Source organism: uncultured Enterovirga sp. (assembly GCF_964242715.1).
In the GTDB taxonomy this organism is placed as follows: domain Bacteria; phylum Pseudomonadota; class Alphaproteobacteria; order Rhizobiales; family Beijerinckiaceae; genus Enterovirga.
Genome location: NZ_CAXTAZ010000056.1, coordinates 1 through 13,382 on the forward strand (window position 1 = coordinate 1; position 13,382 = coordinate 13,382).

General features: G+C 69.5%; 16 protein-coding genes and 1 pseudogene. 8 read left to right on the top strand and 9 right to left on the bottom strand.

All coding sequences use genetic code 11. From position 1 onward, the window contains the following. The 3 genes and pseudogenes from ACFE87_RS20910 to ACFE87_RS20920 all read left to right on the top strand — a co-directional run. Positions 1 to 359: pseudogene (locus ACFE87_RS20910) on the top strand (protein translocase subunit SecF); the annotation flags it as partial. A 44-nt stretch (positions 360 to 403) separates the two neighbouring features. Then, positions 404 to 745, top strand: a complete 342-nt coding sequence (locus ACFE87_RS20915; RefSeq protein ID WP_375461596.1) for an Mth938-like domain-containing protein — start codon at positions 404 to 406, stop codon at positions 743 to 745. A gap of 4 nt (positions 746 to 749) precedes the next feature. Then, positions 750 to 1,616: a phytoene/squalene synthase family protein gene (locus tag ACFE87_RS20920; protein ID WP_375461597.1), complete on the top strand. Its 867-nt coding sequence runs from the start codon at positions 750 to 752 to the stop codon at positions 1,614 to 1,616. 145 nt (positions 1,617 to 1,761) lie between these two features. Here the strand turns inward: ACFE87_RS20920 and trmFO are convergent, their stop codons facing one another. Both trmFO and ACFE87_RS20930 read right to left on the bottom strand, forming a co-directional pair. After that, a complete protein-coding gene (gene trmFO / locus ACFE87_RS20925) occupies positions 1,762 to 3,192 on the bottom strand; it encodes a methylenetetrahydrofolate--tRNA-(uracil(54)-C(5))-methyltransferase (FADH(2)-oxidizing) TrmFO (RefSeq protein ID WP_375461628.1) in 1,431 nt (476 codons plus the stop codon). Between the two features lie 102 nt (positions 3,193 to 3,294). Further along, complete coding sequence (locus ACFE87_RS20930) at positions 3,295 to 3,450, bottom strand: DUF1127 domain-containing protein (RefSeq protein WP_375461598.1); 156 nt, start codon at positions 3,448 to 3,450, stop codon at positions 3,295 to 3,297. Between the two features lie 235 nt (positions 3,451 to 3,685). Here ACFE87_RS20930 and ACFE87_RS20935 point away from each other — a divergent pair, with 235 nt between their 5' ends. Further along, positions 3,686 to 4,561 (top strand): ATP-binding protein, encoded by an 876-nt coding sequence (locus ACFE87_RS20935; RefSeq protein ID WP_375461599.1) that lies wholly within the window; start codon positions 3,686 to 3,688, stop codon positions 4,559 to 4,561. Here the strand turns inward: ACFE87_RS20935 and ACFE87_RS20940 are convergent. The 4 genes from ACFE87_RS20940 to ACFE87_RS20955 all read right to left on the bottom strand — a co-directional run bounded on the left by ACFE87_RS20940 (position 4,496) and on the right by ACFE87_RS20955 (position 7,159). Continuing rightward, positions 4,496 to 5,212: a uracil-DNA glycosylase family protein gene (locus tag ACFE87_RS20940; RefSeq protein ID WP_375461600.1), complete on the bottom strand. Its 717-nt coding sequence runs from the start codon at positions 5,210 to 5,212 to the stop codon at positions 4,496 to 4,498. The genes ACFE87_RS20935 and ACFE87_RS20940 overlap by 66 nt on opposite strands. Next, positions 5,187 to 5,975: an MBL fold metallo-hydrolase gene (locus ACFE87_RS20945; RefSeq protein WP_375461601.1), complete on the bottom strand. Its 789-nt coding sequence runs from the start codon at positions 5,973 to 5,975 to the stop codon at positions 5,187 to 5,189. Before ACFE87_RS20945 ends, ACFE87_RS20940 begins: the two co-directional genes overlap by 26 nt. Further along, positions 5,933 to 6,544 carry a glutathione S-transferase family protein gene (locus ACFE87_RS20950; RefSeq protein WP_375461602.1) on the bottom strand — a complete coding sequence of 204 codons (612 nt, stop codon included), beginning with the start codon at positions 6,542 to 6,544 and terminating at the stop codon, positions 5,933 to 5,935. Before ACFE87_RS20950 ends, ACFE87_RS20945 begins: the two co-directional genes overlap by 43 nt. 81 nt (positions 6,545 to 6,625) lie before the next feature. Further along, complete coding sequence (locus tag ACFE87_RS20955; RefSeq protein ID WP_375461603.1) at positions 6,626 to 7,159, bottom strand: thermonuclease family protein; 534 nt, start codon at positions 7,157 to 7,159, stop codon at positions 6,626 to 6,628. Between the two features lie 106 nt (positions 7,160 to 7,265). On the opposite strand from ACFE87_RS20955, the gene ACFE87_RS20960 reads away from it, so the two are divergent. The 4 genes from ACFE87_RS20960 (at position 7,266) to ACFE87_RS20975 (ending at position 10,873) form a co-directional block, all read left to right on the top strand. Next, positions 7,266 to 8,795 carry a sensor histidine kinase gene (locus ACFE87_RS20960; RefSeq protein ID WP_375461604.1) on the top strand — a complete coding sequence of 510 codons (1,530 nt, stop codon included), beginning with the start codon at positions 7,266 to 7,268 and terminating at the stop codon, positions 8,793 to 8,795. Positions 8,796 to 8,899: 104 nt separating this feature from the next. Next, positions 8,900 to 9,127, top strand: coding sequence for a DUF1289 domain-containing protein (locus tag ACFE87_RS20965; protein ID WP_375461605.1), 228 nt, complete (start codon positions 8,900 to 8,902; stop codon positions 9,125 to 9,127). Then, positions 9,124 to 9,840: a TIGR02281 family clan AA aspartic protease gene (locus ACFE87_RS20970; RefSeq protein ID WP_375461606.1), complete on the top strand. Its 717-nt coding sequence runs from the start codon at positions 9,124 to 9,126 to the stop codon at positions 9,838 to 9,840. Before ACFE87_RS20965 ends, ACFE87_RS20970 begins: the two co-directional genes overlap by 4 nt. 43 nt (positions 9,841 to 9,883) lie before the next feature. Beyond that, positions 9,884 to 10,873, top strand: a complete 990-nt coding sequence (locus ACFE87_RS20975) for an NAD(P)H-quinone oxidoreductase (protein WP_375461607.1) — start codon at positions 9,884 to 9,886, stop codon at positions 10,871 to 10,873. 4 nt (positions 10,874 to 10,877) lie between these two features. On the opposite strand, the gene ACFE87_RS20980 is transcribed toward ACFE87_RS20975, so the two are convergent. Genes ACFE87_RS20980 through panE form a run of 3 tightly spaced genes read right to left on the bottom strand, consistent with a single transcriptional unit; the run spans position 10,878 to position 13,372 of the window. After that, positions 10,878 to 11,393, bottom strand: coding sequence for a DUF2721 domain-containing protein (locus tag ACFE87_RS20980; protein WP_375461608.1), 516 nt, complete (start codon positions 11,391 to 11,393; stop codon positions 10,878 to 10,880). Next, entirely contained in the window at positions 11,390 to 12,430 is a 1,041-nt protein-coding gene (dusA, locus tag ACFE87_RS20985) for a tRNA dihydrouridine(20/20a) synthase DusA (RefSeq protein ID WP_375461609.1), read from the bottom strand. Before dusA ends, ACFE87_RS20980 begins: the two co-directional genes overlap by 4 nt. Before the next feature lie 21 nt (positions 12,431 to 12,451). Then, on the bottom strand, positions 12,452 to 13,372 hold the full coding sequence (gene panE, locus ACFE87_RS20990; RefSeq protein WP_375461610.1) for a 2-dehydropantoate 2-reductase: 921 nt from the start codon (positions 13,370 to 13,372) through the stop codon (positions 12,452 to 12,454). Positions 13,373 to 13,382: the final 10 nt, after the last annotated feature.

The window sequence follows — 13,382 nt, forward strand, 5'->3', positions numbered from 1 at the left end:
CGATCCTGACGATCGTCGGCTATTCGCTGAACGAGACGGTCGTCGTGTTCGACCGCACCCGCGAGCTGCTCCGGCGCTACAAGACCATGCCGACCGTCGAGCTCCTGAACCTGTCGCTCAACACCACGATGTCCCGGACCGCGATCACGTCGATGACGACGATCCTCGCGCTTGCCGCTCTCGTGATGTTCGGTGGACGGGCGATCGAGGGCTTTGCGCAGGTGATGCTCGCCGGCGTGTTCATCTGCACCTATTCCGCGATCCTGATCTCCTCGCCCGTCCTGATCTATATCGGCGTCAGGTCGAGCCAGCGCGTGCCCGTGCGCGACGGCGCCGCCGTGCCGCAACCGGCCGAGTGACCGAGGCGGACAACCCGGCTCCCGGTTTCGTCCCCGGCCGACACTTGATCGACGCCTATGGCCGGAGCGGCTTTCGCTTCGGCGGAATGTCGCATCGCGGGTCGATCCTGATCCTGCCCTCCGGCATCCGGAGCTGGGACGTCACCTCAGCGGCCGACGTCAAGCGCTCGGATTTCGATCCGGTCTTCCGGGACGAGATCCAGGTCGAGTTCCTGCTGGTCGGCACCGGCCGCGAGCTGGTCGTGCTGCCGGACCGGCTGCGGACCCGGTTCCGCGAGGCCGGCATCTCGCTCGACGCGATGCAGACCGGCCCGGCCGCCCGGACCTACAACGTCCTTCTCGCCGAGAATCGCCGCGTCGGGGCGGCCCTGATCGCGGTCGATTAGCCCGTTGCCCGCCGAGGAACGCCGCGACGTCACGGAGGACTACGGCCATTGCGAAACGCTGCTTCGCGAGGCCGACCGCGACCGCTACTGGTCCGCCCTCTTCGCCCCCGCCGACAAGCGCCCTCACCTCTTCGCGCTTTACGCCTTCTCGACCGAGATCGCCCGCGTGCGCGAGGCGGTCTCCGCTCCGATGCCGGGCGAAATCCGATTGCAATGGTGGCGCGACGCAGTGGAGGGACTCGCCCGCGGCGACGTGATGGCAAACCCGGTCGCGGCCGCGCTCGAGGACACGATCGCCCGCTTCTCGCTGCCCCGGCAGGCGTTCATCGACCTCATCGATGCCCGGGTCTTCGACCTCTACGACGACCCGATGCCCTCGCTCGGCGATCTCGAGGGCTATCTCGGCGAGACGTCCTCGTCCCTCATGCGCCTGGCGACCCTCGTTCTGGCGGATGGGCGCGACCCAGGCGGGGCCGACGCGGCGGGCCATGCCGGGATCGCCTACGGGCTCACGGGCCTGCTCCGCGCCCTCCCCTGGCACGCGCGCCAGGGCCGGCTCTACCTGCCCAGAGACCTTCTCGACCGGCACGGCGTCACCCGGGACGACATCGTGCTCGGGCGTGGCGGACCGGGGGTCGTCACCGTCCTGGCCGATCTCCGTGAGCGCGCCCGCACCCATCTCGCGACGGCGCGTAGCCTCCAGGCGGCGCTCCCGGCCGCGATTCGGCCGGCCTTCCTGCCCGCCGCCCTCGTCGCGAGCGACCTCGCCGCGATGGACCGGTCCGGCCTCGACCCGCTCGCGACGCCGGCCGAACGCCCGGCCTGGCGGCGGCTCGCGAGCCTGTGGTGGGGTTCGAAGCGGGGGTTCTGAGGATCCCCGAAGCGCCCCTTCTCCTCTTGCGGGAGAAGGTGGCGGCGACGCCGTGACGGATAAGGGGTTCAGCGCCGTGACCCCTCATCCGGTCGCACCGACGTGGGACTCGACTTCTCCCGCAAGGGGAGAAGCGGGCGCGTCCCTACTCCGCGGCTTCCCGGACGCTCTCTCCGAGCCACGCGCCGAGCTCGGCCCGCGCCCGCTCGGTCATGGCCCGCTTGCGGGCGAGTGCCTTTTCCGATCCGCGCAGGCGCTTGCCGTCCGGCGCCTTGGGCGCGCGGTCGAGGAGCGGAAACAATCCGAAATTGACGTTCATGGGCTGGAAGGAGCGCGGCTTCTCCGGCGTGGGCCCGCCCTCCTCCTCGGCCGCGATGTGGCCGCCGGTGATGTGCCGGATCAGGGCGCCGATCGCCGTCGTCTCCGGCGGCAGCGTGACGGGAATGCCGGTCTGCTCGGCCGCGGCGAAGCGGCCGGTCATCAGTCCGACCGCCGCGCTCTCGACATAGCCTTCGCAGCCGGTGATCTGGCCGGCGAAGCGCAGCTGCGGCCGGAGGCGGAGGCGCAGTTCCTGGTCGAGCAGCTTCGGCGAGTTCAGGTAGGTGTTGCGGTGCAGGCCGCCGAGCCGCGCAAAGTCCGCGCGTTCCAGTCCCGGGATGCTCCGGAAGATCCTGACCTGCTCGCCATGTTTCAGCTTGGTCTGGAAGCCAACCATGTTGAACAGGGTGCCGAGCGCATTGTCCTGCCGCAGCTGGACGATGGCGTAGGGCTTCACCTCGGGATCGTGGGGGTTGGTCAGCCCGACCGGCTTCATCGGACCCCAACGCAGGGTTTCCGCCCCGCGTTCGGCCATGACCTCGATCGGTAGGCAGCCGTCGAAATAGGGGGTCGAGGCCTCCCATTCCTTGAAGGACGTCTTCTCCCCCGCGACGAGGGCCGCGATGAAGGCCTCGTAGCCCTCGCGGGTGAGCGGGCAGTTGATGTAATCCGCGCCCGTGCCGCCCGGCCCCGCCTTGTCGTAGCGCGACTGAAACCAGGCCTTCGTCATGTCGATCGTGTCGCGATGCACGATCGGCGCGATGGCGTCGAAGAAGGCGAGTTCCCCTTCGCCGGTGAGCCCGCGCACGGCTTCGGCCAAGGCGGGGGAGGTGAGCGGGCCCGTGGCCAGGATGGTCGGCCCCCAACCCTCGGGCGGCAAACCCGCCACCTCCTCGCGCAGAATGGTGACGAGCGGATGGGCTTCGAGGGCCGCCGTCACGGCCTGGGCGAAGCCGTCGCGATCGACGGCGAGCGCTCCTCCGGCAGGGACCTGATGGCGATCCGCCTCGCGCAGGATCAGGGAACCGAGGCGGCGCATCTCCTGGTGAAGCAGGCCGACCGCGTTCGTCTCTGCATCGTCCGACCGGAAGGAGTTCGAGCAGACGAGTTCGGCGAGATCCTGGGTCTGGTGGGCCTCGGTCGAGCGGTTCGGCCGCATCTCGTGCAGGATCACCGGCACGCCGGCCTCGGCCGCCTGCCAGGCGGCCTCCGAGCCGGCGAGCCCCCCGCCGACGATGTGGATGGGTTCAGGTGTCATCCGCAGCAGGTAGCGGATCGGCCAAAGCTCCGGCAAGGCCCGGACATGAAAACGCCCGCCATGAGGCGGGCGTTGGCGGTCATCGAAGAGCTGACCGGAGCCTCAGCCGATCGAGCCCTTGCGGGCGAGGCCATCGATCTGGAACCGGGCGATACCGATATCATCCAGCTCGCGGTCCGTGAGCCGCGACAGCTCGCGGACGGTCTCGCGGTAATGGAGGTAAGCCTTGATCTTGGAGAGAAGCAGTGAGGTGAACATGGTCTCGTTTCCGGGCGGCGGGAGTGAAGCGCCCCGTCGTGCTGCACTGCGTATAACCAGTCACGGCATTATTGGTGAGCACCTGCCCTGAAAGGCAGCTATGCGCTTTGAGCATGCTCCAGCGGAAAAGTCGTTAATACATCGAAACGTCATGCGTCGCGCGCAGCCGGCATCAGCGAGTGGACGAACCGGATCGCAGCGCTGTAACTCCGGCCCGCAACAAGGCGACGAGGGCATGACGAGCGCATTCGACGACGACATCCATCACACCCTCAGGCGGATCGCGGACGCGCTGGAGCGTCGGGTCCCGGCCGTCCCGGAGCGCGCCGACGTCACCGTCGCGAACGCCTTCGTCTGGCAACCTACGTCACATCGGCTCGTGCCTGTGCCGCGGGTCAACCGCGTGGCGATGGAGCTGCTCCGCGGCATCGACCGGATGCGAGACACCCTCGTCGAGAACACCGAACGCTTTGCCCGGGGCCTGCCGGCGAACAACGCCCTCCTCTGGGGCGCGCGCGGCATGGGCAAGTCCTCGCTGGTGAAGGCGGTCCATGCCGAGGTGAATGCGGGTGCGCGCGCGGCGGCGCGGCCGCTGAAACTGGTCGAGATCCACCGCGAGGACATCGAGAGCCTGCCCGAACTGATGTCGCTCGTGCGCGACGACCCGCATCGCTTCATCGTCTTCTGCGACGACCTCTCCTTCGACGGCGACGACACCTCCTACAAGTCGCTGAAGGCGGTGCTGGAAGGCGGCATCGAGGGGCGTCCCGACAACGTCATCTTCTATGCGACCTCGAACCGTCGCCATCTCCTCCCCCGGGACATGATGGACAACGAACGCTCGACGGCAATCAACCCCGGCGAGGCCGTGGAAGAGAAGGTCTCGCTCTCCGACCGGTTCGGCCTCTGGCTCGGCTTCCACAAATGCAGCCAGGACGAATATCTCGAGATGGTCTTCGGCTACGCGGCGCATTGGGGCCTCGACCAGGACCGCGCGAGGCTGCGGTCCGAGGCGCTGGAATGGGCGACGACGCGGGGCGCCCGGTCAGGCCGGACGGCCTGGCAGTTCATCCAGGACGTGGCCGGGCGCGAGGGGCGGCCGCTCACCTGAGGTGACTGGCGCCTCGCCGACGAGGGCCCCCACCTCGCGCCTCAGCACCGGCAGGAGGTCCTGTTCGAACCACGGATGCTTCTTCAGCCAGCTCGTGTTCCGCCAGGACGGGTGCGGCAGCGGCAGGATGCGGGGCCGGCCCGAGCCGTCGAGGATCTCCTGCCAGCGCCGCACGGTGTCGGTGAGGCTCGCGCCGCGCCCGAGATGCCAGCCCTGCGAATGGAGGCCGATCGGGAGGATCAGCTCGAGCCGCGGCAGGGTGTCGAGCACCGCACGCCGCCAGACCGGCGCGCATTCGGGCCGGGGCGGCAGGTCGCCGCCGTTCGCGTCGTAGCCCGGGAAGCAGAACCCCATCGGAATGATGGCGACCCTCCGGTCGTCGTAGAAGGTCGGCTCGTCGAGCCCGAGCCAGGCGCGGAGGCGGATCCCGGACGGGTCCTGGAACGGAATCCCGCTCTGATGGGCGCGGTTGCCGGGCGCCTGGCTTGCGATCAGGAGCCGGGCCTGGCCGGAACCCTGGAAGATCGGCCGCGGCTCGTGCGGCAGGGCTCGCCTCGTCCCCGGATCGTCCCGGCAGATCCGGCAGGCCCTGACCCTCGCGGCGATCGACTCGTAGCTCTCCGGGTCAGACTTCGTGCACGAGACCGTCATGGGCGACGAGAAAGCCGCGGGCCCGGGCCTCGTCCATGCGGCCGAGCATCGCGGGGCTCATGTGGGTCAACATGATGTGGTCGGTCTGGAACTGGTTGCGGTGGGCATCCAGCGTCTCGAGCGCGCCGTGCCCGTAGGGGTCCCCGTCCGGCATGAAGCATTCGACGATGAAGAGGTCGGCCCCTTTCGCGATGTCGAACAGGGCGTCGGTCCAGGCCGTGTCGCCGGAAAAGGCCAGGAGCTTGTCCCCGCAGCGCACGCGAAGGCCGGTCGCGGGCGCGCCCGAGGGATGGATCACCTCGACCGATTCGATGGCGAGATCCGCGAACGGGTAGGGCTCGCGGCACGGCAAGTCGACGAAGGACAGCGCGAAGCTCCACGCCACTTGCGACGAGCCGGGGAAGAACACTTCGAGCGCGGCGTGGATGCGCTCCCGGGTCCCGACCGGCCCGACGATCGTCAGCGGGCGCTCCCGTTTCCGCTCGAATTGCGCGTCGAGCAGGAGGAAGGGCAGCCCGCCGAAATGGTCGCCGTGGAGGTGACTGAGGATGACGACATCGAGCTGGTCGTGATCGAGCCCGGCCCGTTTCAGCTCGACAAGCGACGTCGCCCCAAAATCCAGCGCCGCGACCGTCTTGCCGCATTCGACCCAGAAACAGGTATTGGCCCGGCCACCCGACCCGAACGCATCGCCGCAACCGATGACGCGAAGCCGCATCGTCAAGCCGACGCGCTCGGGCGTTGCCTGATCGCCGTGTGCCATCTCTTCACATGGTCGAGCCCGGCCGGAATCGGCAGCTTCGGCAAGCGCATGAAGTCGATCCCGATCAGTCCGGTGATGTCGGCGACCGAGAACCGGTCGCCCGCCACGAAGGCGTGGTTCGCCAAGTGTCGGTCGAGAAGGTGAAGGAAGCTCTCCACCTTGCCTTTGTTCGCCTCGCCCCAGGGTGCGACCTGCGGCACTTCGAGCGTGGCCATGGCCGGATGAAGGTGGCGGAACACGGCCGCGACGGCGCCCAGCAACTCGAATTCGAGCCGCCGCTGCCACATCTCGACAATCGCTTGCTCCACGGGCGAGCGGCCGAAGAGCGGGGGGTCGGGCTGCAAAGCCTCGAAATAGCGGCAGATCGCGATCGATTCCGAGATTGCCGTGCCGTCGTCGAGAACGAGGCTCGGGATGCGCTGGAGCGGATTGATCGCCGTGAAATCCGTGGTCTTGTGCTCGCCCTTGGCGATGTCGACCGGTTCGAGCGGGACCGTGATCTCCTTCTCGTCGAGGAAGATCCGCACGCGCCGCGGGTTCGGGGCGCGGCCGCCGTCGTAGAGCTTCATGCCGCGCCTCCCTTGCCGTCATGCTCTTCGAAGGAGCCCCGGTGACATGCGGGAGCCGTGACATGGCGCGCAAGGAGAATCTCACGGCGTCAACGTGCGCGACCGCACGTCGCCGGCTTCGCCGGTTTCTGGGCGATGCTCGCGTCGCCAGTCGGACGGGATTTCGAAGCGCCCTTCCCATAAGCCGACGTGCCGGGACCGGGCGTCGCGCTCCTCGGCCTCGTAGGCGCCGTAGGATACGGCCAGCCCTCGTCTCACGAGCACGGCCCCGAGCTCATTCTCGCCGCTCGTGCAGATCGCGAGCGAGCGTCCGTAGCGGTCCTGTCCCGAGATGCGGCACGTGACCGGCCCCCCGCGCGTCAGGTCGCGAAGCGCCTCCCGGGCGACCTCGCCGCAACGGTAGGTCCCGCCCCGACGCTCGCAGGTCTGCCCGAGCTCGGGGGCGTCGATGCCCTTCAGCCGGATGCGGCGACCGTCGAGATCGAGCGAGTCCCCGTCGACGACCCGGACCGGACCGGAGACGTCCTCGCCCCGGATCCAGAGCGAGAGGGCGACAAGCCCCGCGGCAAGGGCGAGGGCCACCACCACGTCGAGGGCGCCGGAACGACGGACCACACGCATCTCCGGCTCGAATCATGCAGCATCGTCAGCACGGGATTAACGTTTCCGAACCATGATGAAACCCGCCGGAGCGTGATCCCGGCGGGGCGTTGCGTATCGAATGGCTGAGTTGACCGCGCAGATGGTTCAGCAGGGCCGCGGTGCGGTCCCGGGGACGGTCGCGCAGCGTCGCCGTCTCGCCCACGACATGCGGACGGCCCGCGAGAAGCTGACCTCGTCGAGCGGCCTCGAACGGACCTTCGACTACGAGCTCGTCCGCATCTTCGCCGAGTACCACGTCGGCAGCGCGCTCGTGCTCCTCGGGCTCGCCGCCGCGATCGCGGCCGTCGCGACGCTCTGGTTTCCGCTCGGGCTCGTGGGCATCTGGCTCGGTTTCGTGGCGGCTGCCCTCGGGCTCGCCTCCATCCTCGCCCGCAACTTTCTCCGGAAGGACCCGGAGACCGTCAACCTTCCGGAATGGCGCAAGCGTTTCGCGCTGGCCGAACTCATCGTCGGGCTGACATGGGCGACCGCGATCCAGGCCCTGGCCCAGGTCGACGGCGGCACCAACGGCTTCGTGCTCTTCGTCGCCGTGATGGTGGCGGCCGTGACCGCCATGCTCTCGGCCACGATCCCGGCCTCGGTATATCTCGGGATCGCGCCTCTCGGGATGGCGGTCCTCGCCGTGTTCGCGACCTCGCGAAATCTCGGCACGACGATGCTGGTCGTGATGACCGCGAGCGCGCTCCTGTTTTTCGTGGTCCTCGCGAACCGGCTCTACGGCTCGGCGCTGACGACCATCCGGTCCCGCGCCGAGAAGGACGCGATGTATGCCGAGCTCCAGGTCGCGAAGGCGAATTCCGACGAGGCCCGCCGCCGCGCCGAGGAAGCGAACCTCGCGAAGTCGCGCTTCCTCGCCACGATGAGCCACGAGCTGCGCACGCCGCTGAACGCGATCCTGGGATTCTCCGAGGTCATGCAGAACGAGGTCTTCGGCCCGCACGCCTCGCCGTCCTACAAGGAATATTCCGCCGACATCCACGGTAGCGGCCAGCATCTCCTGACACTGATCAACGAGATCCTGGACCTGTCGCGGATCGAGGCCGGCCGCTACGAGCTGTCCGAGGAGGCGCTGCAGCTCGCCTGGATCGTCAGTGAATGCCGCCACATGCTGACGCTCCGGGCGAAGGCGAAGAGCCAGACGATCCGCGAGCATATCGACCCCTCGCTGCCGCGCCTGTGGGCGGACGAGCGCGCCGTGCGCCAGATCGTGCTGAACGTGCTGTCGAACGCGATCAAGTTCACGCCCCAGGGGGGCGAGATCGTGATCAAGGTCGGCTGGACCTCGTCCGGCGGCCAATATGTCAGCGTGAAGGATACCGGCCCGGGCATTCCGGAGGAGGAGATCCCGGTCGTGATGTCCTCCTTCGGGCGCGGCTCGCTCGCGATCAAGACCGCCGAACAGGGCTCCGGCCTCGGCCTGCCGATCGTGAAGGGCCTGGTCGACCTCCATGGCGGCGGCTTCCAGCTGCGATCGAAGCCTCGCGAAGGCACGGACGTGATCGTGACATTCCCGGCTGCGCGCGTGATGGACACCCTAGCGCCCGTGGATGTCGTGGAACGGCGCCCCGCCACCAAGGCGGCGGCCTGAGCCTCGGGCGCGAGTCGACGGCGCCGGCATCGCTCGGCTGCTCTTCGCATCCTGCATCCTCGGCGGGCATGCGGAACGGCGCGAGACGCCCCACATCTACAGCCATGGCGCCCGTTTCGACCCCCTGCAATCGCATCTGCCTGCTCGACCGCACGGCCGGCCTGTGCCGGGGCTGCGGCCGCACCCCGGACGAGATCGGCCGCTGGAGCCTGATCGGCGAGCCGGAGCGGCTCGAGATTATGGCCGGCCTCCGGAGCCGCCTTCGCGCAGCCTACCCGGCCGACCTGCCTGACGGTCAGGAACTGACCGGCAGCGTCGGGAGCGTGCGATGACGCGGCCCGGCACCGACCTCGCGCTCATCCTGGCGGCGGCCGCGATCGGCGTCAGCATGGTCGGAAGCCGGCCCGAGATCGCCGGCATTCCGACCGGCGACCTCGCGGCCCTCCTTGCGCTCGCGGCCGTCATGCTGTGGCTCACGGGCTGGGCGGTCGAACGCGCACGGCCGGGCTGGCGCGAGGCCGTCGGGGCCGTCGCGATGTGGGCGATCTTCGTTACCGCCGCCTCCGCCGTCTACGTGAAGCGCGAGGCTGCGCTGGACGGCCTCCGCGACCTCGCGACGGAAGCCGGATGGACCTCCCCTCCCCTCCTCAGCGTGAGCGGGACCGGCGAGGTCGCCGTGACGCGAGGCCGCGACGGCAGCTTCACGGTGCCGGCGGAGATCAACGACCGCCCGTCGAGCTTCGTCTTCGACACCGGCGCGACCGCCGTCCTGCTGACATCCGAGACCGCGCAAGCCCTCGGATTCAAGAGCGAAGCGCTTCGGTTCCGGATTCCGATCCTGACCGCGAATGGGCGCGCGCTCGCAGCACCCGTCACGCTCGATCGCCTGTCGATCGGGGGCACGATCCGGCTGAGCCGGGTCCCGGCGCTGATCAGCGCGCCCGGGCTCCTGCACCAGAACCTCCTCGGCCAGACCGTGCTCGACCGTCTCGAATCCTACGAGGTTCGGGGGAACCGTCTCGTGCTCCGCGCCGGAAAGGGCTAAGCGGGCCCGACGAAAGACCGGGAGAGCGTCTGTGGCGGAAACGATGACGGCGGTGGAAATCACCGCGCCGGGCGGGCCGGAGGTGTTGAAGCCGGCGACGCGCCCGCGGCCGCAGCCCGGCCCCGGCGAGGTCCTGATCGAGGTCGCCGCCGCCGGTATCAACCGGCCAGACGTCCTGCAGCGGACCGGCAACTACAACCCGCCCCCGGGTGCGAGCGACATCCCGGGCCTCGAGATCGCCGGCCGCATTGTCGAGGTCGCGGGTGAGGTCGGGGCCTGGAAGGTCGGCGACCGCGTCTGCGCCCTCGTCGCTGGCGGCGGCTATGCCGAGTTCTGCGTCGCGCCGGCCGTGCAATGCCTGCCCGTCCCGGAGGGTCTCTCGCTTATCGGGGCGGCGGCCCTGCCCGAGACCTTCTTCACCGTGTGGTCGAACGTGTTCGATCGCGGCCGCCTCGCGTCGGGCGAGAGCCTGCTCGTCCATGGCGGCTCGTCCGGCATCGGCACGACCGCGATCCAGCTCGGGAAAGCCTTCGGCGCCCGCGTCTTCACGACCGCCGGGAATGCCAAGAAATGCGACGCCTGCCTCGCGCTCGGGGCCGAGCGGGCGATCAACTACCGGGACGAGGATTTCGTCGCGATCGTTAAGGAGGCGACCGGAGGTCGCGGCGTCGACGTCGTGCTGGACATGGTCGGCGGCGACTACGTGCCCCGCTCGGTCGACTGCATGGCGGTCGACGGACGCCACGTCTCGATCGCCTTCCTGCGCGGGGCGAAGACGACGATCAACCTCGAGCCGATCATGCGCAAGCGCCTGACGATGACCGGCTCGACGCTCCGGCCTCGGCCGATCGCCGACAAGGCCGCGATCGCCGGCCGTCTTCTCGAAGCCGTCTGGCCGAAACTCGCGGCGGGCTCGATCCGCCCGGTCATCCACGCGACCTTCCCGCTCGCCGAGGCTGCCGCCGGCCATGCGCTCCTCGAGACGAGCACGCATATCGGCAAGATCATGCTGGTCGTGCGCGAGGAGGCCTGACGCCTCATTCCTCCGCGACTCGCCGCCGCGCGAGCGGGCGGGCCCGCTGCTCGTCGGCATCGTGGCTGCGACGGCGGACGCCGCGGCTCGCGAGCAGCATCTCGTAGCCGAAGGCGGCGAGCGCCCCGATCGCCAGGACGATCGCGCCGCCGAAGATGGCGAAGAGCAGCCGGGCGACATTCACGCCCGAGATCGAGCCGACGAAGAGCACGAGGACGGAGGTGCAGGTCAGCACGCCGCCGAAGGTGCCGAGCACGACCGCGATGTCGAGCGCCCGGGTGCGCCGGCGCTGGTAATGCTGCTCCGTCGCGAGCCGCTGGGCCTTGGCCGGGCCCGCCGTCTCGAGTTCGATCGCGATCTGGTCCACCCGGTCGGCCACCCGCGCGAGGCGGCTCGCGAAGACGTTGAGGAGCGAGGCGAGGCTCGCGAGCAGGAAGACGGGCGTCAACGAGAGCTGGATCAGCCGCGCGATCTCCTCCAGCGTCTCAGTGCCGCCGGACGCCACCACGCTCGGCGTCACGCCGCCTGCTCCAGCGGCTCCGCCCGGGAGACGAGGGCCGCCGCCTCCCGGAGAGTCGACAGGTCCGCCCCTGGACGGGTTCCGGCAGTGGCGAGATGGCGGCGGAAGGCGCGCGCTCCGCGCCGGCCGTTGAAGAGCCCGAGGAGGTGGCGCGTCATGGAGGCGAGGCGCACGCCCTCGGCGAGCCGTGCGGCGAGATAGGGCTCGAACCGCTCGAGCGCCTCGAACCCGTCCGCGACCGGCGCAGCCTCGCCGAATACCTGGGGATCGGCCTCGATCAGGAGCGCCGGCTCGCCATAGGCCGCGCGCCCGATCATCACGCCGTCGAGATAGGCCAGCTGCTCCTGCGCCTCTTCGATCGTCCGGATGCCGCCGTTGATCGCGACGACGCGGTCCGGCCAGGCGGCCTTGAGCCGGTGGACGCGGCCGTAATCGAGCGGCGGCACGTCCCGGTTCTCCTTCGGCGACAGGCCTTGCAGCCAGGCCTTCCGGGCATGCACGACAAGCGCCGCCGCGCCGGCGCCGAACACCGCGGTGGCCATGGCGTCGAGCGCCTCTTCGATATTCTGGTCGTCGACGCCGAGCCGGCACTTGACCGTCACCGGGACCGCGACAGCGGCCACCATCGCGGCCACACATTCGCCGACGAGCGCCGGCTCCCGCATCAGGCACGCCCCGAAGCGTCCGTCCTGAACCCGGTCGGACGGGCAACCGACATTGAGGTTGATCTCGTCATAACCCCAATCCGCTCCGATCCGGGCGGAGGCGGCGAGCCCCGCCGGGTCGGACCCGCCGAGTTGCAGGGCAACGAGATGCTCCGCCGAATCGAAGCCGAGCAACCGCTCCCGCGGCCCGTGCAGCACCGCCCCCGTCGTCACCATCTCGGTGTAGAGCAGCGTCCGTCGCGTGAGGATGCGGTGGAAGGTTCGGCAATGCCGGTCCGTCCAATCCATCATCGGCGCGACCGAGAGGCGCCAGGGATTGGCTTTCGACCCGGCTTTCGCCTTATCGGCTTCGTGGTGACCTATTGGGAGCATGATGGCGTCGTTGTCGGCCGCTCAGCCGGCGGCCCGGCGGCGGTCGTAGACCGACAGGCTAACATAGGCAGCTGCGAGGAGCGGCGTTGGCTGTCCGAAGCCCCGGGCGCGGGCGAGAAGGTCGCCGACGATCTGGTCGGCTTCGACCGGATTGCCGGCCTGGAGGTCGCGATACATCGACGAGGCCTGGGGCGAACCGGGTGTCGTCAGCGTCTTCCCGATCTGCGCGAGATAAGCCTCGGAGCACGGATGGCCCGACGCGCTCGCGACGGCCGCGGATTCGGCCAGCATGGCGGAGGCCATGGCCGCGCCGCCCGGGACGGCCTCGATCTCGCCGATCGTGCCCCGCATCAGGCAGGTGAGCGCGCCCATCGTAGCCAGCATCACCCACTTGTCCCACATTTCCTGCAGGATGTTGGTGCTGGCCCGGGCCGTGAAGCCGCAGCCCTGCATGACCGCGTCCAGCGCGGCGATGCGATCGGAGCTGCCGCCGGAGATTTCGCCGTAGCTGAGTTCCTGGAAGGGTGCGAGCTGGCGGATCCGGCCCTCGGGGTCGAGCGTGGTCGCCACCTTGCACACGCCGCCGATGACGGAGCTGCCGAAGCGGCTCCGCAGGATGTCGAGATGGCGCATGCCGTTCAGGATCGGGAAGACCATCGTGTCGGGCCCGACGGCCGGCGAGACGTCCTGGAGCGCGGGCTCGAGCGCGAAGGCCTTCACGGTCAAGAATACGAGATCGAAAGGCCCGGGGATCTCGCCGGCCTGCACGAGCTTCGGCTGCAGGGTCACGTCGCCATGCGGGCTCACGATCTCGAGCCCGCGCGCCGCCAGTTGCTCGGCGCGGGCCGGGCGAACCAGGAAGGTGACGTCTCGCCCCGCGGCCGCCATGCGGCCGCCGAAATACCCGCCCGTCGATCCAGCCCCGACAACCAGAATCCGCATGCCGACGCTC

Bases quoted from the DNA above. Each gene is read 5' to 3' on its own strand.
- ACFE87_RS20970 (WP_375461606.1), top strand. From the start codon at position 9,124: ATGACGCGGCCCGGCACCGACCTCGCGCTCATCCTGGCGGCGGCCGCG.
- trmFO (WP_375461628.1), bottom strand. From the start codon at position 3,192: ATGACACCTGAACCCATCCACATCGTCGGCGGGGGGCTCGCCGGCTCG.
- ACFE87_RS20965 (WP_375461605.1), top strand. From the start codon at position 8,900: ATGGCGCCCGTTTCGACCCCCTGCAATCGCATCTGCCTGCTCGACCGC.
- ACFE87_RS20935 (WP_375461599.1), top strand. From the start codon at position 3,686: ATGACGAGCGCATTCGACGACGACATCCATCACACCCTCAGGCGGATC.
- ACFE87_RS20975 (WP_375461607.1), top strand. From the start codon at position 9,884: ATGACGGCGGTGGAAATCACCGCGCCGGGCGGGCCGGAGGTGTTGAAG.
- ACFE87_RS20950 (WP_375461602.1), bottom strand. From the start codon at position 6,544: ATGAAGCTCTACGACGGCGGCCGCGCCCCGAACCCGCGGCGCGTGCGG.
- ACFE87_RS20930 (WP_375461598.1), bottom strand. From the start codon at position 3,450: ATGTTCACCTCACTGCTTCTCTCCAAGATCAAGGCTTACCTCCATTAC.
- panE (WP_375461610.1), bottom strand. From the start codon at position 13,372: ATGCGGATTCTGGTTGTCGGGGCTGGATCGACGGGCGGGTATTTCGGC.
- ACFE87_RS20945 (WP_375461601.1), bottom strand. From the start codon at position 5,975: ATGGCACACGGCGATCAGGCAACGCCCGAGCGCGTCGGCTTGACGATG.
- ACFE87_RS20940 (WP_375461600.1), bottom strand. From the start codon at position 5,212: ATGACGGTCTCGTGCACGAAGTCTGACCCGGAGAGCTACGAGTCGATC.
- ACFE87_RS20960 (WP_375461604.1), top strand. From the start codon at position 7,266: ATGGCTGAGTTGACCGCGCAGATGGTTCAGCAGGGCCGCGGTGCGGTC.
- dusA (WP_375461609.1), bottom strand. From the start codon at position 12,430: ATGCTCCCAATAGGTCACCACGAAGCCGATAAGGCGAAAGCCGGGTCG.